This is a genomic window from Bradyrhizobium sp. CSA207, assembly GCF_029051685.1.
Taxonomy (GTDB): domain Bacteria; phylum Pseudomonadota; class Alphaproteobacteria; order Rhizobiales; family Xanthobacteraceae; genus Bradyrhizobium.
The window spans coordinates 76814-99073 of the sequence record NZ_JAACFT010000032.1 but is presented as its reverse complement, the minus strand read 5'-3'; the positions used below and the strand labels follow the sequence as shown (position 1 = coordinate 99073).

Below are 22260 nucleotides of genomic sequence, written 5' to 3'. Positions count from 1 at the left end.
CCGGCCAACAAGCCTGACTCGCAGTTTCTGATCATCGTCTGCCATCACAAGGTGTCCACCTAATTTGGTGGACACCTCATGCATCACAGCACTCAACCGCAAAAGGTGCGGAGAAATTCGCGCTTACGATCGACGCGCCTGCCCCGCGAATCAAATGCCTTCAGCGTGAACTCGCCAAGATACTCTATAGGTGCGTAGCCGAGATCGAAGCCCAGTCGGGACGGAAGAACACACTGTCCCATGCTTTTCGGCACGCGCATTCCATTCTCACCAACGCGAAGGCGCACCGCAAGCGGCGTTATGTCCTGAATCTTGATCTAAAGGACTTCTTCCCGACGCTCAATTTTGGCCGGGTGCGGGGCTATTTTCTAAAGACCAAAGATTTCTGCTGAGCGAAAAGGCCGCCACCTTGGTTGCGCAAATCGCCTGCCACGAGGAGGTGCTGCCTCAGGGAAGCCCCTGTTCGCCAATAATATCTGAACTGCTCACGCATTGCCTCGACATCCGCCTGGCAACACTCGCAAAGAAGCACCGCTGCACCTACACGCGCTATGCGGACGACCTCACGTTTTACACGAACCAGAAGGAATTTCCCTCTGCCTTGGCCGTTGAAACCAAGGCCGGGTGGAGAAACGGCCTCGTCCAGAAGATCGAGAGCGCGAATTTTACGATCAATCCGACCAAAACGCGCATGCAGCTTCACGCGCGCCGGCAAGACGAGCGCAAGATCATGGCTCTTAAGATACAGGTTGACGCCTATCGAGCGAACTTTCAGGATTTCATGATGCAGCCGCCGTCGGTACAGGCAACCGCCTCCGAATTCGGTCGACTGCTGGTCGAAAAGATTGATGGCTATCTCGCTCAAATCAGCGAGATCGTGGGAAACGCGATAAGACTTAAGGGAGGTCGCCCGAACGAGCAGGACGAGATCGAGTTCATTCTTGCCGCTCGGCTTCGCGCGCCTGCACGGCTCGACAAGGTTCGCGCCAAGATAAGCTTTGAGGAAGATGCCTTCGACTTTATCTCCGCGACGTCTGGCAAGGATGCCACGAATGGTCCGCTGTCCGGGTCCGCGCACGGAGTTTTGCAAATTTTGATCGAGGACGTATCTGGTGGCAATTACGCTGACGCATGCGGGGACAAAGAACAAAACGCTCTCTAATCGGACTGAGCCATCGCTTTTGCAGTCATCGCAACAGGCGTCATTCTTCCCAAGCACAGTTGCCCAACGACGATGCCAGGCGCAATTCCCTGCTCGCTTGCAAACTCAGCGACTGCCTCTTCAGAGAAGTCACCTAAACGAACGAAACGGGCGAGCTCTCCTGTGGGGATCAAGAACTCGGCAGCCCATCGATTAGCTTCCTCTTCCTCAGCCGTATTGGCCCCAGGATCTACAATGAAGACCGCTTTCCGGCTATGAAGGAGGAGATGCGCCGCTTCATGGAAGAATGTGAACCAGAAGTGGTCGTTAGTTTTATGTCGCATCGTTTGTTGAATTAGAGCCTTCCGCGGCGTCAACCAACGAGAGATCCCACTTAGAGCCAGCTTTCCGAGTGGGCGCGCAAGCACAAATGCGACTCCCGCGCGGGAGCAAATGCTCACGATTTGAGGAAGAACTTCGTCAACGCTCTCCACCGTCAATGCTCTGAGCCGTGTAAGCGATTTCAGGAAAGTCGCGCGATCGAAATCTTTGCAATCGATGGCATCAGCCTCGATCTCGCCAACGCGAAGCCAGGCGTACAAGGACTTCCTATCAGTTTGGAAGGAGGGTGAGTGACGATATGCAATTGAGTACGAGGCAAACGAAGCTTCGCACGCGTCTATGCCTGCGACACCGAAGAACTGGAGCAGCTTGCGTACACTATCCGCTTGATCCTTTGGTCGGGCAATTATCCTTCTTTCCTGCAACTCGCGCAGGGGAAACTCACGCGCCCAAGAAAAGCTATCGGATAGTTTGACCTCTTCGAGTTGCCTGGCGAGATGGAGGCGGTACCCAGACTCAAGATTGAGCCAGACCGTGGCATTCACATTCGTCACCTTTTCGAACTGCAAGGCTGTCTCTGGTTCAACGGGTGCCTTGCCCGAAAGTATTTCGACAATCAGTTTCGCGGAGCGCCCGCAACAACGAGCGAGTTCTCTCGCCGAGATTCCCATCGCGTCGAGACTTTCCTCGAGGAATGTACCTGGACTGAGCGCGTAGTCCGGCTCGAATATGTGCTGCTCTTGCGACATCAAGGTTCGCCGCCATCCTGCCATGATACAGTTCCTCGTTTCGCCGACCGCAAACGAGGAATCCGCCAACAACTCGTCCGTTCCACCAACTCGACCTGCTCAATGACCGCAGGTTTCATGGAATCGGTCGTCTAGTGGCCGCCAGCCTCTGACCATCTCATTTGCTGGCTCTCGTTTATAGCGAACTGCCCGATGGTACGCATTCGCACCAATCAATGTCTGCTTAAGCCGAATTAAATAGTTGAAGTGGTGCGCGGCGCGATACCGAAGATTGGGTCACGTACTATGGACCTGCTTGAAGATTACCGGTCGGTTTTGGCTGGACTTACCGCACCAGTTTCGCACCAGAAACGGCATGAACGAAACGCAACGAACGTGAACGAAATCAAACATAAGTGCACGAAGATCAACGGATCTGATCAATAGTCTGCCGCTCATAACGGTCTGGTTGCAGGTTCGAGTCCTGCCGGGCCCACCAAGGAAATCAAACACTTACGAGTCACCGTTTCGTCTGATCGGAATCACCGCACCAGAAACCGCACCAGATACGTGCACTTTTCGTTCGCCGGCTCGATCGCGCTTGGCGATTTTTGTTGGTCCACTATAAGAAACGACTCACTACAGCGAATCGGATTTCGGGCTTTAAGAACGACTCGGTTTCGTAGATCGCTGCCCGATGATCAGAAATCGGCGTCTGAGCACAGCTCAGAACATTAACACCGCACACATTCGGCCGTGGGTGCAAATCAGAGGATTCGCGTCCATTGAACGCAACTTTGGTTATGATCTGACGTGGGTCAGCAGGGTGCTGGCGCCGGCTCGCCGGCGGTGCCAGCTTGGAAGATCCATAGCTTGTTGGTATAGCGGCAGGAGCTGCTGCTGCTCGCCGCCGGAAATATACGTCCACTATAAGAACGACTCGATTTCGGGCGTTAAGAACGACCCGATTTTGTAAGTCGATGCCCGGTAATGGAAAATCAGCGGCCACGCCTGAAGCCGAACATTAACGCCGCGAAGATTTCGCCGTGAGTAAGGTAAGCGGTTTTGCGGTGATCACAATCGATTTTTGATCAATCTAAGGCGTCAGCAGGCGGCGGCCCATCGCGATGCCCCTGCTGGTGCTGAGGATGATGATGCCGGTGACAATGCCGCTCACGATGATCGTCGGCATGCCGATGAGCAGCAGCATCATGCTGATCATCATCATGGTGCCGCCGATGATCGGCGCCGGATATGCCGGCCTTGGTCTTTCGAACCCGCCTGTTAGGCTCGGGCCGCGGTGTCTTTCTTAGCGAAGAGCGGCTCCGCGCTGTCTACCACCTCTTTTGGAAGCATCCTCAGCTGCTCTGCGTCGAATGGCAGGTGAGTGAGATAGTTCGCGACCAGAGCCCCGACGGCTTCCGCCTGCGCCGCATCCCGTTGTCGCTTGAGCGGCTCCCTGCCCGCAAGCCGGGACAACCAAAGCTTATGGGCGGCCCAAACCCGCGGGTCTGGAGCGACGATGCGCACCGGTTCGCCCTTCTCGTCGATCGCGGTTGCCTCGAAAGCCGGCGAATTCTGCAGCCAATCGAGTCCTTCGATTTGAACGGCAGTCAGGTCTTCTGGGTCCGAGCCTATTTTATCCGGGGCCTTCTTCCAAGGAGGGCTCTGCATAGGCTTGATCAGATCGACGAGATAGCCGTCCCGGTTTACGGCGCGGAACGTCTGCTTGGCACGCTCGAAGCTGGTGTCGACACGTTGGAGTATCTTCAGCAGCGAAGACTCGGAAACCTTGTCGTCCGCCACAAACGTAAGGCCGCCGCGCGCATCGAACAGAAGATCGATGTCTTCCGTCGTGGCCAAGCTAGGATCGATTCTGACGCCAGAGGAGGCCTCATAGGCGTAGATGGCGTTTGTTCCGAGAATCCGAATGCCGGAACCTAACATCCCGAAGCCATCGAGAGCGCGCATGATGCGGGCACCGATCAGAGGGACGCGACCCAAGCCGAGTGCGCGATTGACCGCGGCTTGACGGTCCATCGTGCCACGCAAGTTCTTCAGTCGGTTTTCCGCCGCTGCTCGCTTAGCCTCGAAGTCGACCTTCATCTTTTCGGTTTCGGCTGAGCGCGCGCCGAGCGAGCTTTGCTTTCGGAGGCCCGCTTTATCGTAGTAGCTCCGGACGAGGTATTCGTGTCCTTTGGACTCTACCCAGGTCAGGGAACCGCGATGAGCATCGTAGGCCTCCTTGGCGTCCCGCAAGGCCTGAAAGCGCTGCTGGCTATTGACCACCTCGCGGCGCTGATCATTGTTAAGCTCTTGAAAATCCATGGTTTCAACACTTCGATCAGTTTAGGCCCCTCACTGTTGAAACCGTATTTATCATTGAAAATCAAAGGTTTCAACAGTTCCATACAAAATGAAACCAAACTGTTGAAACCGGGAACTTTTGTCTCCATCCGCCTGGCTACCCGCCTCCATCGAACCACCGGTTCAGCGCGTGTCTCTCGGTCTCCTCTTCCGCGCACGCAACATCGCGATCCAGTTGATAGATGAGATCCTGCCAACTGCCGATCGTCCAAGGCACCAGATCGACCGCTTCCTTTTCGATCACCCGCAGGGGAACGCCTTCTTCGTAGTGCTTGAAAGCTTCTCTCAGATGCTTCGGCAGCCATCGTACGTAGTTGGCAAGATCGACCCGTAGCAGTGTTTCGAGGAGGTCGGTATGCAGCATCGCTTGCTACAGCTGCTAGTCCAGACTTGGCTAGCGTTGACCATCAGATGTTTTCCTGCTCCCTTCCACCTCCCATCGCGTTTCCTACGCTACATAGCGGCCGGATATTGCTAGCGGATGTGCGCACGCGTTAGATGTGGAGCAAAGTGAGATATAACAGACCGCGCTTAGAAATCGGGGCTTTACGATAGTGGTGGATGCTCCTGCCGGGCCCACCGATGAAATCAGCAATTATCAGCCGCCGTTTCGGCTGATCGGAATCACCGCACAGATACGTGCACTTTTCGTTCGCCGGCTGGATCGCGCTTGGCGATTTTCTCGACGGCGTCGGACAAATAATCGGGATGGTGATGGCCATAGGTGTTGAGCAGCACCTCAAGCGACATTCCCTCCCTTCTTTCCGCGGTTCTTGGCATAGGCGCGACATGCCTCCCCATTGACCTCGCCAAGCATTTTTGCTCCCCACCACTCGTTCAATCGTCCGATTCGTTTCTTGAACTTGCGGATATCGGGGATGGTATCTTCGCTTTCGCTATCGACATTGAAACGGCCGCAAAGCTTGTCCAGCGGCCCATCCAAATAAATTGAGAGGACATCCGCGATTGCGATATCGTCTATGTGGCGGACCCGTCGCTTCGGGGTGTGTTTAGAGGTTATGTAGTCCCTTAGTTTTTCCTCCGCGGCCGCAATCTCATCTGCAGCGCAGCCTGTGCTGACATCCCGAGCGCTGTCCCTGATGATCCAGGTTGCTTGGTGAGTGATCCTTCCGGTCTTGCTTCGGCGTGCGGCCTTGAGCTGAAGTCTGGCGCCATTGCTTCTTCGCGGCATAGCTCTCGCATCCGTTCGATATGAGCCAGCGTTGTAAATTCTTTCCCGGCAATCTTCTCGATAACCAATCGGTTACGATCGCGCTCACGACGTAAGCCCGCGACCGTCATGCCTCCTAAAGGAAAGGCGATCTTCACGGCATCAGCAAGGCGAAGAGGGGTGTCGGGCGTAATTTCAGCTTGCGCTCGATTGCTCATCGATCGCTTCTTCGAAACAGCAGAGCCAAATGGATCGGTAAGGTGTGGCAGAGTTGCAAAGGTCTCGTTCGAAATAAACCCAGCACGTTCGTTTGTCGAATGATGGGGTGTGGAATCGTACAATTGGGTCGCCCCCCTCGCGCAACTAGGTCTTCCGAATTAGATCACCACGGTGATCTTCGCTATCTTTCCGATGCCGTGCAACAGGATCAACAGCGGCAGCGCGAGCGAGCGGTGTTGCGGAAAATCTCGATGAACTGGTTCAAGAGATTGCCGAGCCGCGCATACCAGCCGACGGCAAGGCCAAGCGGGACGATCCAGCGCGACCGGGATCAAGGAACAGCTCATGGCGCGCAGCAGGCTCGCGGAAATATCGTTATAGTGCTCGCCGGCCTGCACGAGCTGCTAGTCTAGCCGGCGGCGGCGGCAAACACTGGGGATCGATCAGCCCCAGCCTGGGAGCCGCGACCCCCGGGAGCAATAGCGCGATCAGCAACCGGAGCATTGTCCGAGGCCAGCCAACCGCCGGCTTGTGGAACGAAGCCGGCTCAGGAAGAGCGACGGCCGCTCCCCTGCGGCGCCGCGGCAGCTCTTGTTGCTCATCCAGGAATTGCCGTGCCGCTCGCCAAACTCCGCGTCCGAAACACACGTACGGCCCAGCGCCTTGTCGTGTTCCGGCATTTTTGTTCCCAAGCGGACATGTATGGCGCGACAATCAGGATGAGACCGCGTCTCACCCTGATCGCCGCCGCCCAGACATCAGCGGCACGACTATATCAGGGCTGAGATGATGCCGATCGAGTACTCGGGCTTCATGGAGGTTGAGGAGACAGCCCTACTGTGTGGTTAGGGCGCTTGTGATCAGCGTCCCCGGGGACCGCGAACTTTTCGCGCTCGATCCTATGGTTGGAACAGCCCGGTAACAACCGCTGTGCGGGCACATGTTTAGACCCAGCTCGAAATTAATCCGGCTCCGGTTGGCACGGCCATTGCTATCGACAAGCACGATACTGAGCGAGTGGGCGCGGCCAGATGAGCAATATTCTTCCTTGGGCCATATCCGACAGGTGCAACAGCGCGCGCGAGCGGACCAACCTTTTCGGTCGGCTGATCGAGCGCAACGTTGAGCGGCTTGCTGGTTTCGCAGGCTTCTGGCCCGACCGTGTTGCTGCGCTGGACTACTCCCGCCGCTCGCTAACCAATCATGGAGGCTCAAATGATCACCCAGCTCGGCGCATCCGTACGTAGCCAAACTACAGACGTTGATGCAATGCTGGCCGAACTGCGTTTGGACAATGATCCGCACGATGTCGAAGTCGCCGGCATGTCTTTGCACATTCTGCCCGGGGTTTTGTCACCGCGCCTAAGCCACGCACCGGACGCACTGATCTCGAAATGGCATATCGAGCCCGGCGCGGCGGTACTCGATCTGGGGTGCGGATCCGGTGTGCTGGGCCTTGCAGCACTCCGTGCCGGGGCAAGACGCCTAGTCGCTCTCGATATAAATCCGCAGGCCGTTCTCACGACGAAGATAAACATCGAGCGATTAGGCTATGCGGATCGAGCCGAAGCCCTCCAGAGTGATACCTATACTGCGCTACAACCTGGAGCACAATTTGATACCATTATCTTTGCGGCCCCCTATTGGAACCGCAAGGCCAATGACGATCTGGAGCGTTCGTGTTTCGATGAAGATCACAAGGTGATGGCCGCCGTGGTCGGAGGGGCGCACGTCTGGTTAAGTCCGAAGGGAGCGATGTATATCATTTTCTCCGATCAGGGAGATGTTGGGCACGTCATGAACTTGATCAATGAGAGTAAGCTGCGCGTCAGAGACATGCACATTTTCCGACCGACCATTCCAGGCGGGCACGTCCGAATTGTTTGGGAGCTATCCGCACGATGAAAGTCTCTTGCCGAAGAAGCGCGGTAGCCGAACCTGCCGGCGGTCATCGGCGCCAAGCCCTTGGCGGTGCAGTCGATCAGGCCAATTTGCATGTTCCCGACCGAGCTGAAATCGTTCAACGGCGAGGTAAGAGATCGGCGTAGCCTTGCCCGCGTGCATGGTGTCCATCTTGACCGGCACATAGTCGACAAAGATCGCAAGTCCGGTGCTGTGATCTAGATAATAGCCGCGCAGAAAATACTGGTTGGCTTTACTAGGATTAATCCCGGTACCGGTTCGAGCGGTTCGGCCGGACGTGTCATGGGGAATGCCTGGAAGCACGTTTGTCGAACTGCACTGACTTCGCGAATATGCCGACTGAAGAACAGCACCCGCCTTTTTGGGGGCGGCCCTTATGACAGTCTCGGAACCTGGCAAGCATCGGCGCAGCTACATTAGATCCGTCCAGGCGGCACCAAGCCTGTCAGGAGGGCAAGACATTCAAACAGGAAGTAGCTGCCGAAGATCAGCTCGACGTTTCGCGCGGCATCGATTTCGCGCACGACGGCTTTACGTGTGAAGCACCCGCCTATCAGCATTCCAGCCGCGCGCTGGTCACCGGGAGCTATGGGGGTGAGATAGTCCGCGATTAGCTGCGTCACCGTGCGCTCGGCGAATTCTCTGTACTTGGAACCTTCGTCAGGACCTAGCGCGCTGGCCAGCCGCAGTGCCGATGCCGCAGCAATGGCAGTTGCCGCGGTATCCCTGCTGGTGTGGGGGATTGCCGGATCATCGAAGTCCCAGTAGGCAACGAGATCTGCAGGGACGTGATCAATCCACCAGTCCAATACCCGAACCGCGTATTCGCGCCATAATGTCTCCCTCGGACGAACCATGGCGGCGTGAGCGGTGTAGAGCATCGCCCATCCCTGCGCCCGTCCCCAGGTGCTGACGTCGCTATATCCCTTGTGGGTGTGCGTTTTGAGAACCTTGCCGGTGTGCGGGTCGAGCGTGGACGATTGAATGACCGAATCATCCTGGCGCACATGGATCTCCAGCACACGTCGCATGTGTGCATTGGCGACCTCCTCCATCCGAGAGTCGCCCAGCTGGTCCGAGGCCCAATAAAGCAGGCCCGTCGCCTGGAGTGAATCGATGCTGCTCTCGGCGGTCCCGACAGCGCTGGCCTCTTCGGCATCATTGCCCAATGGGATTAGCCCTAGACGCGGATCGAACATCTCCTGAAGCGACTTTGCCGCACTTAGTGCAGCTTCGCGTGCGGTCGCGTCGCCAAAGAGAATGCTGCCGAGCGCGGCGCCGTGATAGAAGCCGAATCCCTTGAACGCCGTGCGGCGCTGGGCTCGTGGCAACATCCGAGCTAGCGCGGCGTGCGCATCAGCGATTGCGAACCGCCCGGGATCGGCCAGATGCGCAAGCCAGAGCTCACCGACGAACGCCCCGCCGGTCCAATCACCATCGGACGTGAAAGTCCAATTTCCGTCCACACTGCTCGCCCAGTGTGGTAGGCCTGAGCTTGCAGCCTCCCAAGTCTGGGCAATGCGAGCGAGCATGCGCTCGCGCGCAGAGAGATAGTTGCTTTTCGACATGGTCTTGGTCCAACAAAGGTCTCTTTGCGCCGCGAAGCGCGGGAGGGGGCAAGACAGGGTTCACCCACCGATGTAGACGTGGCCTCGCCTCTTGGCGATCTGATAGACCACCACACTCAGGAGCGCCACCAACGATCCGTAAGCAGGAAACATCCAGGCGATGTGCTCGCGTTGCAGCCACACCAGCAGATATGGTGAGGTCCCGCCAAACAGTGACACACCTAGCGCATAACCAAGAGCTACTCCCGTGGTCCGCACGGTGCGCGGCATCAGGGTGGTAGCGATCAAGTTATAGAGGGCCATGTTGAAGCCCACGATGGCGCCGCCAAACACCGTGACAAGGAAGAACGTGGAGATGCTCTTCTCCGAATAGATCAGTGTGAGGAAGAAGCACGGGATGAGCAACAGGCGCAGCAACGTAAATGCGCGCGAGGGTCTCACCTTGTCTGCGAAGGCGCCCACCAGAGGGGCGGCAAACATCCAGACCAAGAGCATCAGCGTCATGATTCCGTAGACGGAGGTGCTATCCTCCTTAAACACAGTGTTGGCCATGTTTGGTAGGCCCGTGTTCCAGGCGTAGTTCGCGATTTGCACGGAACCGACCACCAGGATGACGGCAAGTAGCGACAGTCGCACATTCCAGAGCGTCTTCCAGATACCGCCGGTGGTTTGCTGGACGCGCGACAGCTCATCGTCACGATGCATCGCACGATTGATCAAGGTCTCCGGAAGGGTGCTGCGCAGATAGATAATTAGCAGGCCAAGCACCCCGCCGACCGCAAATGGTAGACGCCAGGCCCATTCGCGCATCACCTCGGGGGCCACCGAAGCACTCACCAGAAAAGCGACCATGCTGGATCCGAAGATGCCGAGCTGGATGAACGTACCACCGATCAGGCCGAGATAGCGCCCCTCCTTGCCCGGGGGCGCCAGCTCGATGGCGATAGCGTTAGCAACACCAGCCTCGGCGCCGGTGGCTAGTCCTTGCATAAGGCGAAGGAGAAGCAAGACGATGGGCGCCGTGAGACCGATGTCCTTGTAAGTCGGCATAAGCGCGATCAGTAGCGAGCACAACGCCATCGCTGTGACCGAGATCATCATCACCCGTTTGTGGCTGATGCGATCAGCGACCGGACCGAGCAATGCGGCACCCAGCGGCCGCGCGAAGAACCCCGCTCCGTAGACGGCGAGTGCCGCGAGCAACGAGGTGGTGGGATCACTGGAAGGGAAGAAATGCGGTGACAGGAACGCGGCCATCACACCGTAGACGTTCCAGTCGAACCATTCCAGGGCCACGCCTCCGCCGAGACCGGCGGTCATTGTCTTGGTGGCAACTTGATTCTCAAGCCGGATGGACGCGGGACTGTGAACGAAAGTGTTCACGTGTCCGCTGAGCGGTGCCTCCGCTTGCGTGGCTGTCGAAGAGCAAACCTCACCAGAAGCGCTGTCGAGAAAACGTGCGCGCGCAAGCCTACGTCCTATTCCCATGGTTGCCTCCTGTTGCCAAAGCGTGCTTCTTTCGAGAAGCTTATGTTTTTGTTTAATGATGCGAGGCTGCGGCACCGACGGCGCCTGCCTCGTAAAGGCCCTTCAATTGCCGGGCGTCATAGCCGAGCTCTTTGAGGATCTCCTCCGTTTGGGCGCCGAGCTTTTGCGGCGGCAAACGGACTTCAGGCAGCTCCCCGTCATAGCGCACTGGATGACTGACAAGCGTGATTGGGGCCCCCGTCGCGCCAGTGACGACCTGGAAATTCCTGTTGTGGACGATCTGCGGATCGGCAACGACGTCGGCATAGTCGTTAACTGCCGCGTGCCAAATTCCACGCGCTTCGAACAAGCCAATGCATTCCGCTGTCGTACGCTTGCCAACGTTCGCGGCGATCGCAGCCGAGGCTTCGTCCCGCCGGCGGTACGCCTCCTTGTCAGGAATCCGCTGATCGGCAGGAAGGCCGAGCGCTTCTGAGAGCACATCGAGGGATCCGAGAGAGATCGCTATGTGGCCATCGCGCGTCGCATAAATGCCGTAAGGCGCCCCGTAGTACCAACCAGCGACAGGGCCTGGCTGACGCACGTCATCTGGCCTTTGGCCGTTCAGGTAACACGTAAAAGATTCCATCTGCAGATCGAGCGCAGCCGACAGCAGGCTGACATCGACCCGGCACCCCTGCCCCGTACGCGCTTTTCTCACCAAAGCAGCCAAGATACCGGCTGCAAACAAGGCGGCGCCGTGATGATCGACAGCGGAGACGCCCACCGCTCGCGGGCCGTGCTCGCGGTTTCCGGTGATCATCGCTAGTCCCGATAGCGCCTGGATCAAGAGATCCTGGCCTGGACGATTGACGTAGGGGCCGTCAGGACCATAGCCGGAAGCTGCTGCGTAGATGATCTGGGGATTGATCTTCTTTGCATCCTCATAACCAAGGCCAAGCTTGTCGAGCACGCCCGGGCGGAAGTTCTCTGTGATCACGTCCGAAGTTGCGATCAGCCGTTTGGCAATCGCGACGGCTTCGGGGTTCTTGAGATCCAGCGCGATGCTGCGCTTGTTGCGGTTTCCAGTGAGAAGCAGCATCGATTGGCCATCGACCCGCTTGTCCGCCCCGCCCCACTTCCGCTGGAAGGCACCATCGGGTGGCTCCACGGCGATCACGTCCGCACCCAGGTCGGCGAGAAACTGTACGCCGACCGGGCCCATTAGGAAATGATTGAAGCTCAGGACACGAATGCCCCTCAGAAGATCGACCATATGGTTGCTTTCGGTTTCTCTGAAGACGGCGACGGCGTTGCTGCTGCGTTCATGAAATCGATTTCAGAAATAACCCCTGTTCACGGCAGAGTCAAGCAAAGGCCCGTCAGGCCGACATTCCGCGAGATCCACGCAGGGATAACGCGGCTTGCGCGCACGCGAGGCTTGAGACAGCTGACGCTTGGATGGTTTATAGCTGATTGGACGCCATGCCTTTTCGCCGATCGACCAGACCAGATGGACAAGAAGCCGACAACCGCCCCCAAAGGCCGCCAGCAACCACGCGTGAAGATCGAGGATGTTGCTCGCAAGGCAAATGTCTCGCCTGCGACAGTGTCGCGCGTGCTCAATCATCCTGAAATCGTGCGGCCGGAGCTTCGCGACAGGGTGATGCGGCATATTGCCGATCTGTCCTACACCCGCGACAGTGCAGCGCGAGCCTTGAAATCAGGGCGTATGCGGACGATTGGCATCATCGTTCCGACGCTGGCGCTCGGCATCTTCGCCGAAGGCGTCGAAGCGCTGCAGAACCGCCTCAGCGAAAGCGGCTACACGCTATTCATCGCGAATTCCCAATATGACCAGCGGCGTGAATTGCAGGAGCTGCAGAGCCTCATCGAACGCGGAATCGACGGCATCGTGCTGGTCGGCGGCTCTCATGAACGCGAGCTCAGGGCGCTGATCGAGCAGGCCGCTGTCCCCGTGATCACGACCTATGTTTCCAAGGCAGTTGGCGGCATTCCCGCCATTGGGATCGACAACGAGAGCGCCACCCGCGAAATGACCGACTATCTCCGAAGGCTTGGCCATGTCCATTTCGGAGCGATCGCCAACGTTGTTCCTGCCTCCAACGACCGATCCCGCGCCAGGTTAGATGGGATTCAGCGCGCGCTTTCTGAAGCGGGCATCCCGCTCAAGCCGACCCAGATCATCAAGGCTGATTACTCGCTCGCACAAGGGCGCAGCGCGCTTCGCCAGCTATTGAACGACCATCCCGACACGACGGCGGTGATCTGCACGACCGATACGCTTGCCATCGGCGCCATGGCGGAAGCCCGCAAGATGGGGTTGGCCGTGCCGGGGGCGCTTTCCATTACGGGATTTGACGATATTGAGCTCGCGGCCCAGATGGACCCGCCGCTGACCACGATCAGCGTTCCGGCCGCCGAAATCGGCCGAGGTGCCGCCGATTACCTGATCAATGCCATCTCGGGAAGCCCGGTTCCGAAAAGCGTCCTGCTGCCGTACCGGCTGGTCATGCGCGCATCGACGGCACCGCCGAGGCCGGGCGAACGCCCTGTAAGGCGGCACCAAGCGCGGGATCAGTAGCCGCCGCAATTGCAATGAAATCGATTTCATAATAAAAGAAGATTTCCTCGGTTCATTTCAGGAGACGCTCGGCATGACCGCGAAGTCTGTTTCTATTCTCTCGACGTGTCCTCGGCCCCATGTCCGAGTTCTGACGTTGAACAGGACGTCGAAACGAAACGCCCTGAGCAACGAGCTGATCGCTGAGCTTGCGGCGGCCTGCCGCAACGCCGCTTTGGACCAGGATGTGCGCTGTGTCGTCCTTTGCGGGAGCGATGCCTTCTTCTCTGCCGGCGCCGACATCAAGGAGATGCAGCAGCGAGGCTTCGAGGCGATCGACAATTTCCCGCGACGCTCTGCCTGGCGCGAGATCGCCAATTTCCCCAAGCCACTTGTTGCTGCCGTCGAGGGGATTTGCTTCGGTGGTGGTCACGAGCTGGCGATGTTGGCCGATATTCTCGTTGCAGGCGAAGGCGCGCTGTTCGCGCAGCCTGAAATCAATATCGGGATATTGCCAGGCGACGGCGCGACCCAGCGGTTGACTCGCGTTGCGGGCAAATCGCTGGCAATGCTGATGATCCTGACCGGCCAATCCATTTCCGCGGGTGCGGCGCTGCAGGCCGGCCTCATCGCGGAAGTTGTCGAAAGTGGAAAGGCGCAGGCGCGAGCGATCGAGATCGCGGAGGTGATTGCACAAAAGCCGCCGCGTTCGGCGGAGCTCGCCAAGGCGGCCGTTCTCGCCGCCTTTCAGACCACTCTGGACACGGGCCTTGAATTCGAACGACAAGCAATCCGCCATGCCTTCACCACCGCCGACCAACAGGAAGGAATGAATGCGTTTTTCGAAAAGCGCGCGCCGAGCTATCGGGGAAGATAGGCGAGATAAGGAGGCGACGACTGAAGCTCCTCATAGGGGCCCGGCAAGGCTTTGAAGCTATCGCGGCCGAACACCTGGCTTACCCACCAGGGGAAATGTGAATTCAATTCCGGCATCCCCAAATGTCTTTCGCAGGGTTTCCATCAACTCGTCGGACATCGGAGGCGTGTGGTTATGCTCCTCCAGCCGCCGAATGACCGCGGAAGACACCCCGTTCGCTGGGCCAACTTCACCGACCAGTTCAGCATGCCGCGGGCGGCGCGCAATTGCCTGCCAGTGAGCTTTGAGACGCCTCTTCGCGCCCTTGAGAGTATATCGTAGTGCGCGTCCATCCAAACACCGAGCCACTCCCTGACGCCACGGCCGCCATTTCTAAGCGGCACCGCCCTGCACCGGTGTCAGCGATAAGCCCCGTCTGGTTGCCGCAACCGACATTCGACGTTGTAAGGCTCCTCCGTCTTAACTGAGACCGCCCACTCTCTAAGAGCTGTGTCGCGCTCCTCTTCATGAACGAGATCCACCCAGTCTTTGGCAAGATACCCCTGATGTTCGGTTTCCTTGGCATTGGAGAGCGCCGTGACGCCACCGTCGGAACTGCCGGTCCATAATAAGCCGCCAGCGATCTGGGCGAGGGCGCAGTAGCGCTCCGCCTCAATCTTGAGAGCATCCAGCAACTTACGCTTTTCGGTGATATCGAGCGCGAGGCCAAGAACGCACCCCGGTTTACCGGCCGCATCGAGCAAGGTCTCGGTCCGGCCGTAGATCCAGCGCAACGTTCCATTGGGCCGGATGATGCGAAACTCACCTTCTAGCAACAATCGATTGGACACCCTCTCGCCGCAAGAGCGCGTCCCGCTGCGGTCATCGGGATGAATCCTTCTCTCGATTTCCGTGTAGGAAGGAGTGGCTAGACGCGGGTCCAGTCCGAGTAGCTCATAAAAGCCGCGCGACCATTGCATTTGGCCCGCGACATCGCTGCGCCAAAGCCCAGCCGAAAGCTTTTCTTCGATGAACGGAAGTATATCGGCAAGGCTGATGCTGCCCTCGAAGTCAAGCAATGTGAGCTCCTGGTCACAAGCCATGCAAAAGAGCTCCAGATGGCAACAAAGGCGGCCAGCTCGACCGCTCTGTTCAGAAAGATATTGTCTTAACAGGCGACAACACGGAGATTGTTTGTCGCGCCTGTTTCTCCAAATGGAACGCCGAAGTCGCCTGCCCCCCGCCTCTCGCCGCCCCATCTACTACGTACCGCCTAACCGAAAACAGCCTACGTGACGGTTACGCTCCGGAAGCCGCGGCCCTTTGCCCGTGGTGAGCCGATCGCAGGATGCTGTTGACCGCGCGGTAGGCGAACACGATGGCTGGGCCGATCGTGATGCCTGCTCCGGGATAGATTCCACGCATTGGCGAGGTCATGTCATTGCCGCAAGCATAGAGGCCCGCGATCGGCATCCCCTGTCCGTCTAACAATTGTCCGCAAGTATCAGTTGCCAATCCAGCCGCCGTGCCGAGCGTTGCTGGAACGATCGGCAGCGCTATAAATGGGCCGTTTTTGATCGGTCCGAGATTTGGATTTTTCGTTCCCACGGCCGGATCACCGAGCGTGCGATTGAAAGCCGATTCACCGCGTTTGAAAAGCGGATCGCACCCTTCAGCAGCGTGCGCGTTGTGTTCTTCGACAGTCTTTTGAAGCTCTCCAGGATCCAGTCCCAACTGCTTTGCAAGTTCCGGAAGCGTCCGGCCGACTTTGATGTAACCGAGTCGCGCATATTTCCCGATGCTCAAGGTCCAGGGCCAGGGGAGCAAATGTCCCATGCCTCTCAAGCGGACGAATTCCTGGTTGCAGACGAAGTAGAATCGCTTGTCTGCCGGATATCCGCTTTTGAACATTGCGAGGCAAATGTCATGGTACGAATTGGACTCGTTGACGAAACGTCTGGCATTTGGCCCCACAGCGATGACACCGGGACGGCCGCGGTCGAGCCAGCCGTACGGAACCAGTTGCGAGGAGCTGCCGCTCTTCAGGATCGACACAGGCGTCCAGAATCCGGCAGAGGCGACGTTGTTGTCAATCGCTCCTCCAAGCCCGGTCGCGAGCGTAATGCCATCACCGGTGACATCGGGATGGGCCAGGGTGTCGTTGTGCTGGTGGGCGCGGCTGAGCTCCGCTCTTAATTGGCTGTTGCGAGCAAAGCCGCCTGTTGCGAGGATGACCCCATGCGAGGCGTGCATGCGAATGGCAGAATCACCCCGCTTGACGATTGCCCCGCTGACCCGCCCCTCTTCCCTGACGAGTTCTATGAGCGGCGATGCTGGCCATATCTCGACGCCGTACTTGCGCAGGCTCACCAGCAACCGCGCGATCAGGGCATTGCCTCCGCTGAGCTCTGTGCCACGCCTGTAACTTAAGCGATCCCGCATGTAGCGGTTGATGCGACGCAAGACATGTTTGAGCGACGCAAAAGATTGGAATGGGTTCAGGAAGCTTCTCACCTCGCTGGATGAGATCATCATTCCGCCGAGCACAACCCGGATAGGGTCGCCTATCAGGTCGAAGTCGGTGCCGAGGAGCCGCCCATCATAGGGTGCAGGGCTCAGTGCGCGGCCCTTGTCGACCCCGCCGACCTGGCTTGAATGATAGTCAGGGGCAGAGGCCAGCGTGAACCTGACCTCTGTCCCGTTCTCAAGTGCGGCGAGCGCAGTAGGGCCATCCTCAAGATAGGCATCAACGAAGCCTGCGCGATAATAGGTGCCAAGCTCATGCTGTAGGTAGGTCCTCGCCTTCTCCAGCGAATCATCGATTTTCGCGGACCGCGCCTGGGGTGAGCAAGGAACCCAGATCATGCCATTCGATAGCGCCGTCGTGCCGCCAAGGCGCGGAGATTTTTCGCATACAGTCACCCTCAGTCCGGCCTTTGCCGCATAGAGTGCCGCGGACAGTCCGGCCGCACCGCTACCGACCACGAGAACATCAGTCTCGAAAGTCTGATCCGGTCTGGTAGCTCGGGGGAATGCCGCTGTCTTTTCTCTGCCTGATTGGACCACCGGCTTGTTCACTCCAGCCCCGCCGACAATTGCGCTTAAATCAGTGATTTCGCGGAAGCGGGACAGCTTTGAACTCCTCAGCCGCCGCCTTCACCGCCCGTTCGATTGGAATTCTTTCAATGGAGGAGGCGCCGACGAACCCGACGCATTGCGTCGATCGGTAGACCTCGACCGTATCCTGCGGCTCCGCGATAGTGCCACCATGGCAAAGCAGGATGACATCGGAGCGGACGCTTCTCGCCGCCGCGTTGATGTCGTTAATGCGCCTGATCGCCTCTTGAATGGACTGCACCTGCTCGTGGCCTACAAGCCCGCCACGGGTTGCGCCGACATGGGGGACGATGCAGTCGGCACCTACACTCGCCATGGCTTTGGCGTCTTCGGGGCTTGCTACATACGCAAGCGAGAACATGTTCTTCTTGCAGGCAGCCGCGATCATCTCGAGCTCGCGCTCGAAGCCGAGGCCGACGCGGCCGCGGCGGTCACGCCATTTTTCACCCATGGTGGAGATGGTTGGATAATTGATCACGCCGGAGAAGCCGGCGGCCCAGAACTTGTCGAGAAGCGCATCGAGATCGAGCCGAAGAGGATCCCACGCTTCGACGCCCCCGATCACAGGCACAGAAGATACGACGTTGCGGATTTCTGCTGCAAGCTCGAGCGTACGCGCGTTGGAATCGCCGATCCGGCTTGTTGGAAGCCCCATGAGGCGCGACAGCCCGGTGCTATAGACCACCAGCATGTCGGCCCCTCCGAGGACGGCACACTTTGCGACGAGGCCGCAGCTGCTCCCGGCCGCAAGAACTGCTTTCCGCTCCGCTATCTGGCCTGCGATCCTCGAAAGGATTTCGGTTCGCTCAAACATCCGCATGGGATGAGTCTCCTTGCCTCAGCTGTTTGAGTATCCACGTCACGGCAGCCTCGGCGAATTCGGGATCGTTGATATGACAGTTCAGTTCACGTACCTTGATGTGGGGGTGGACATTCTCCTTGACTGCATCGAGCCAAGCTCTGTCCGCATCAACATCACGGAAAATGCCGCCCTCGCGGTCATAGTCGGAAACGCCTTTCACGGGCCAAAGGACTATTGCAGGTCCCTCAGCATGCGACAGCCGCTCGGCCGTGAGCCGACCGACGCTCGCGTTCTCCGAAGCCGTTGTGCGCATGAGCGTCGTGTAGGGTGTATGGGAGTAGAGCTGGCGGCCGCGAAATTGGTCAGGCACGCTGGATGGCGGACCAAAATTGACCATATCGACCGCGCCAGGCGCGATCACTTGCGGGACCAAATGGCGCGACGCGGCTTTGAGCCGATCCGAACCGGCGCTCGCGGTGCCGCCGACGATTTCGTCAGCCAGCTCAGTTGTGGTTAGATCGATCACACCGTCGAATTCGCCGGCCGCGATGAGCTGCTCCATCTTGCGGCCGCCAGCTCCGTTGGCAGGAAACACGATCGCATCTGCGCCGGCATCTGCAAGGCGCGCCACGCAGTGATTTGCTGCAGGCGTCGTCACGCCGAAGGCCGTGATCGCAACGACCTTCCTTTTACGCGCATGTTCGGCGGGCGCATGCTGCATGGCCGCAACAGCGCGCCCTGCATTCTCCAGCACGCGTGCGGTAAAGACGTTGATGCCGAGGAGATCGACCAGGGTCGGGTAGAGGATGATATCGTTATGGACGGCCAATTCGGCGAGTAGCGCTGGCCTGGCGCTGCTCACCAGCAGCTTGGGGAATCCATAAGGCAAATCCGATACGACCTCGCCGAAAACTGCGCTGCCCTTTCCACCCGCTACCCCGACGATCGCACCGATCGCGCCTGATTGCAGGAGGCCACCAACCTGTTTGCGCGTGCTTGCGGCGATCTGTTTCAGGAGCTCGGCAGGCGAGGCGACGCGACCACCCATCCCATCGGCCTGTTTGTCCGGAACCAAGTTCGATGTGCCGATGTCGATCAGGACGGTTTTACGGCCGCACGCCTCGATGATGCCCGCAAGGTACGACGCTTCGCCGCCCTTGGTATCTAGCGTCGCCACGATCGCGACTACGCCCGCAAGCTCGGACGAGTTACCAACCCGGACTGACCTCTGGTCGTCCGCGCAATGGTCAGACACGATCTTCCTCCCGGACTATTCTAAACACCAGGCGGTCTTAGACCGGGCTGAAATCAGGAATAAGATTGGGAAAGGGTGCTTTTGGGTAAGATTGGGTAGGTGTAGTGAAAGTGCTGCGGAGTTGCTCCCAGACGCGCGTCCCTGGAAATCTACGTACCGTCTTTCCGCAGCCTTTCAGAAGATCCCACGCTCGCTAAGGTTATCTATCATTGACTGGAAGAACGCCTTTTCGGAGCTTGCGCGCTTTCCGCATTAGGATGCTTTCTCCCCTCTATGCACCGATAATCATGACGGATCTGTTCGCGCGGCGCGAGGATACTGCTGAGTGGTCGACAGTGGCCGCGATCACCGGGACTATAAACTTCCGCCGCACCCGGTCGGCGCAATCTTCGGCCAGCAGAATTGCGTTTCCTCGAGCGTCTTGACAACGGGCATACCCCCTGCTCCCCACCAAACCGCCTTGGTCCGATCTGCTCTTGTTCGAACGGAACACGTACAGTGCTCCGCTGAATGCGTTGGCCGCACCGGCGCACCGGAGCCATCCAACCCATTGCTCGCTTACAGAAGTCGACAGGCGTGCATTCACGCTGTTCCAAGATCATGATCGACGCAATTTCCGCTATACGCGAACGAACGATAGCCGCGGCCTTGATCATCTTGTCGTGGATCATAAGCTGAGGTTTTCCACCCCGCTTGCGGCTTGAAGAGCACAGTTGAGATCGCCTCTGGAGGGATACTGCGTCTCTCCGATCGCGATATCGACGCCGCGCAGAACGGCGAGCTGATCTTCGGCAGCTGGTCCCTGTTTGAATGGTCTTGCCATTCTGATGGGCTTGGTCTCGCCTGGGCGGATATAATCAAGGTACGCGACCAAGGCTTGCCAGGTTCAGAAACTGTCTTGAGCCTCCCTACGCGCGCGCGGGTTGGGCGAATGGACGGAAGGGTCTTCGGACGAGTTGGGAAGATCCTCAATCCCGCAACGCCTTGTCAGGACCGAGTGCCGATGGTAGCCGCAGTGCCGAGACCTCGGCAATGCTACTGGCGGCAATATCCCTGCTGGTGTTGGGGATTGTCGCATCGTCGAAGTCCCAGTAGGCAACGAGGTCTACAGGAACGTGGTTGGGCGACCAGTCGAGCAGGACAGGTGAGGCAGCGTCAGCTCGCCTTTGCCCGTAATAACTTCGACATTTAGTTTGTGCGCGGCGGCGGCCAAGACCGGCACCGAAATTGCACTCTCGCCTGCCAGGCGCACAGCGCACTCAATATCCTTTGCGGAATTCGCAATTGAGATTGCCAGAACATCGGGTTTCTCGCCCAACAAAAAGGCCACGAAGCCTTGAAATATTCCGCTGTTCGTGGAGCCGCGACTAACCAGAGAGCGGAGCGTTACGAGATCGACGTCAAGACCGCACGCAAATTGGCAAACCTCCGCGGCAACCGCCGCTATCCCCATCGTCATGCTGTTGTAAACAAGCTTGAGCTTGTGACCTTGTCCGACCTCGCCGACATGAAGCACGGTCTCACAAAATGCGGCAAGAATTCCTTCTGCCGCAGGAAACACCTTTTCGTTGGATCCAACGATCGCGTTGAGACGGCCCAACTCTGCGTGTTCGGGGCTCCGCGTTACGGGAGCATCTATAAAGCTTAGCCCGCGTTTTTGGGCCTGCTCAGCGAGTGAGGCCGTCGAAGCAGGATAAGACGTCGAGCAGTCAAGTATCAAACCTCCTTGGGGCATATGGACGAACAGGCCATCTTGCCCAAGGCAGACCGCCTCAACCTCGCGGCTGGACGGCAAGGATAACACAACGGCGCTTACATGTCGCGCCAACTCAGCGATTGAGGGATGTTCACGGGCACCTGCACTAGTCAAGCGATCCGCACCGAGGCGATTCTTATTGGCTTTGATATGCAACTCGATTTGGTGACGCAACAGGCTGATGCCCATACCGGTTCCCATGCGTCCAGCTCCGATAAGGCCTATTCTCTGCCTGGCCGTTTTAGGAGCGACGCTGTGTGATGATTCCTCGCCAATCATGATTTATGCATTCCGAAAAAACCGTGGTCTCGTAAGATTGGCAACAACTCATGAAGGTTGTTAATCGTGTAGTCTGGATGCGCCGCCCGCAAGCGCGACTCCGAAACAAATCCTCCGGTAATGGATATACTTATCAGTCCGAGATTCCGTGCAATATCAGTTTCGACCGGCATATCGCCGATGATAAAGGTTGACGCCGGCTTCAAGTTGTTCTTCTGCATGTATAGACGAAGCCGCTCTCCTTTGCTCATCGATTTATATTGGGTGTCGCGGCTTTCAAAGGCGAGCACATCGTCGATGCAGTCATTGATTCCAAGTCTTCTCAATTGGGAGCGCAGAGGGTCGACTATATGGTTGCTCACGATGATGGACGAAGCCCCTTCTAGGCGCGCCAACTCCAAGACTCTGCGCGCGCCCTCGCGCAGATCGGCTCTATCCGCAAGAAGCTCGTAGGCGTCGTGAAAGATTGCACTCCCATCGCGATCCACCGTCGCAAGCTCGTCTTGCGACAGTCCGAGCCTGCGATAAAGACGAGATAGCGGAACGTCGCAATGTTCCCGAAACGTCTTCATATCGATCGTTGCACGACCAAAGCGATTTAGTATGGCATTGGTCGTTTCGAGCAGTGCGTACGCATCGTCGAGCAGCGTTCCATTCCAATCGAAGACGAGAACGGGTTTCATCA

21 protein-coding genes and 1 pseudogene are annotated in these 22260 nt (G+C 58.1%); 4 read left to right on the top strand and 18 right to left on the bottom strand.

Features of this window, described 5'->3' with window-relative positions; translation table 11 throughout:
• Positions 1-409 precede the first annotated feature (409 nt).
• Positions 410-1162 (top strand): reverse transcriptase domain-containing protein, encoded by a 753-nt coding sequence (locus GWG65_RS30610; protein ID WP_275199199.1) that lies wholly within the window; start codon positions 410-412, stop codon positions 1160-1162.
• On the opposite strand, the gene GWG65_RS30605 is transcribed toward GWG65_RS30610, so the two are convergent.
• From GWG65_RS30605 to GWG65_RS30570, 8 genes are all read right to left on the bottom strand, one after another.
• A complete protein-coding gene (locus GWG65_RS30605) occupies positions 1159-2256 on the bottom strand; it encodes a HigA family addiction module antitoxin (RefSeq protein ID WP_275199198.1) in 1098 nt (365 codons plus the stop codon). The two genes, GWG65_RS30610 and GWG65_RS30605, sit on opposite strands and share 4 nt — an antisense overlap.
• A gap of 1051 nt (positions 2257-3307) precedes the next feature.
• Entirely contained in the window at positions 3308-3439 is a 132-nt protein-coding gene (locus GWG65_RS30600; protein WP_275199197.1) for a hypothetical protein, read from the bottom strand.
• A gap of 56 nt (positions 3440-3495) precedes the next feature.
• The gene (locus tag GWG65_RS30595) at positions 3496-4539 is read right to left on the bottom strand and encodes a nucleotidyltransferase domain-containing protein (RefSeq protein ID WP_275199196.1); all 1044 of its coding nucleotides are present in this window, start codon (positions 4537-4539) and stop codon (positions 3496-3498) included.
• Positions 4540-4675: 136 nt separating this feature from the next.
• The gene (locus GWG65_RS30590) at positions 4676-4942 is read right to left on the bottom strand and encodes a hypothetical protein (RefSeq protein ID WP_275199195.1); all 267 of its coding nucleotides are present in this window, start codon (positions 4940-4942) and stop codon (positions 4676-4678) included.
• A 260-nt stretch (positions 4943-5202) separates the two neighbouring features.
• A complete protein-coding gene (locus GWG65_RS30585; protein WP_275199194.1) occupies positions 5203-5328 on the bottom strand; it encodes a hypothetical protein in 126 nt (41 codons plus the stop codon).
• Positions 5318-5521 (bottom strand): hypothetical protein, encoded by a 204-nt coding sequence (locus GWG65_RS30580; RefSeq protein WP_275199193.1) that lies wholly within the window; start codon positions 5519-5521, stop codon positions 5318-5320. Before GWG65_RS30580 ends, GWG65_RS30585 begins: the two co-directional genes overlap by 11 nt.
• A gap of 86 nt (positions 5522-5607) precedes the next feature.
• Complete coding sequence (locus tag GWG65_RS30575) at positions 5608-6090, bottom strand: excisionase (protein ID WP_275199192.1); 483 nt, start codon at positions 6088-6090, stop codon at positions 5608-5610.
• A 36-nt stretch (positions 6091-6126) separates the two neighbouring features.
• A complete protein-coding gene (locus GWG65_RS30570) occupies positions 6127-6366 on the bottom strand; it encodes a hypothetical protein (protein WP_275199191.1) in 240 nt (79 codons plus the stop codon).
• 817 nt (positions 6367-7183) lie between these two features.
• Between GWG65_RS30570 and GWG65_RS30565 the strand changes: the two genes are divergently transcribed.
• Complete coding sequence (locus tag GWG65_RS30565) at positions 7184-7873, top strand: methyltransferase (protein WP_275199190.1); 690 nt, start codon at positions 7184-7186, stop codon at positions 7871-7873.
• A gap of 20 nt (positions 7874-7893) precedes the next feature.
• Here GWG65_RS30565 and GWG65_RS30560 read toward each other — a convergent pair.
• The 4 genes and pseudogenes from GWG65_RS30560 to GWG65_RS30545 all read right to left on the bottom strand — a co-directional run.
• A pseudogene (locus GWG65_RS30560) lies at positions 7894-8175 on the bottom strand (TonB-dependent receptor); the annotation flags it as partial.
• 132 nt (positions 8176-8307) lie between these two features.
• Entirely contained in the window at positions 8308-9459 is a 1152-nt protein-coding gene (locus GWG65_RS30555) for a glycoside hydrolase family 88 protein (RefSeq protein WP_148745519.1), read from the bottom strand.
• A gap of 60 nt (positions 9460-9519) precedes the next feature.
• A complete protein-coding gene (locus GWG65_RS30550) occupies positions 9520-10947 on the bottom strand; it encodes an MFS transporter (protein WP_275199189.1) in 1428 nt (475 codons plus the stop codon).
• A 52-nt stretch (positions 10948-10999) separates the two neighbouring features.
• Positions 11000-12202 (bottom strand): CoA transferase, encoded by a 1203-nt coding sequence (locus tag GWG65_RS30545; protein ID WP_275199188.1) that lies wholly within the window; start codon positions 12200-12202, stop codon positions 11000-11002.
• On the opposite strand from GWG65_RS30545, the gene GWG65_RS30540 reads away from it, so the two are divergent.
• Positions 12203-13531: a LacI family DNA-binding transcriptional regulator gene (locus tag GWG65_RS30540; protein ID WP_275199187.1), complete on the top strand. Its 1329-nt coding sequence runs from the start codon at positions 12203-12205 to the stop codon at positions 13529-13531.
• A 73-nt stretch (positions 13532-13604) separates the two neighbouring features.
• Entirely contained in the window at positions 13605-14387 is a 783-nt protein-coding gene (locus GWG65_RS30535; protein ID WP_275199186.1) for an enoyl-CoA hydratase-related protein, read from the top strand.
• Between the two features lie 398 nt (positions 14388-14785).
• Here GWG65_RS30535 and GWG65_RS30530 read toward each other — a convergent pair whose 3' ends face one another.
• The 6 genes from GWG65_RS30530 to GWG65_RS30505 all read right to left on the bottom strand — a co-directional run bounded on the left by GWG65_RS30530 (position 14786) and on the right by GWG65_RS30505 (position 22258).
• A complete protein-coding gene (locus GWG65_RS30530; protein ID WP_275199185.1) occupies positions 14786-15445 on the bottom strand; it encodes a PAS domain-containing protein in 660 nt (219 codons plus the stop codon).
• Positions 15446-15665: 220 nt separating this feature from the next.
• On the bottom strand, positions 15666-17444 hold the full coding sequence (locus GWG65_RS30525; RefSeq protein WP_275199184.1) for an FAD-dependent oxidoreductase: 1779 nt from the start codon (positions 17442-17444) through the stop codon (positions 15666-15668).
• A gap of 28 nt (positions 17445-17472) precedes the next feature.
• Entirely contained in the window at positions 17473-18297 is an 825-nt protein-coding gene (locus GWG65_RS30520; RefSeq protein WP_148745514.1) for a phosphoenolpyruvate hydrolase family protein, read from the bottom strand.
• On the bottom strand, positions 18290-19540 hold the full coding sequence (locus tag GWG65_RS30515; RefSeq protein ID WP_275199183.1) for a Tm-1-like ATP-binding domain-containing protein: 1251 nt from the start codon (positions 19538-19540) through the stop codon (positions 18290-18292). The genes GWG65_RS30520 and GWG65_RS30515 overlap by 8 nt, the downstream gene beginning before the upstream one ends.
• Before the next feature lie 1105 nt (positions 19541-20645).
• Positions 20646-21575, bottom strand: a complete 930-nt coding sequence (locus GWG65_RS30510; RefSeq protein ID WP_275199182.1) for an NAD(P)-dependent oxidoreductase — start codon at positions 21573-21575, stop codon at positions 20646-20648.
• Positions 21572-22258 (bottom strand): HAD family hydrolase, encoded by a 687-nt coding sequence (locus GWG65_RS30505; protein ID WP_148745515.1) that lies wholly within the window; start codon positions 22256-22258, stop codon positions 21572-21574. The genes GWG65_RS30510 and GWG65_RS30505 overlap by 4 nt, the downstream gene beginning before the upstream one ends.
• Positions 22259-22260: the final 2 nt, after the last annotated feature.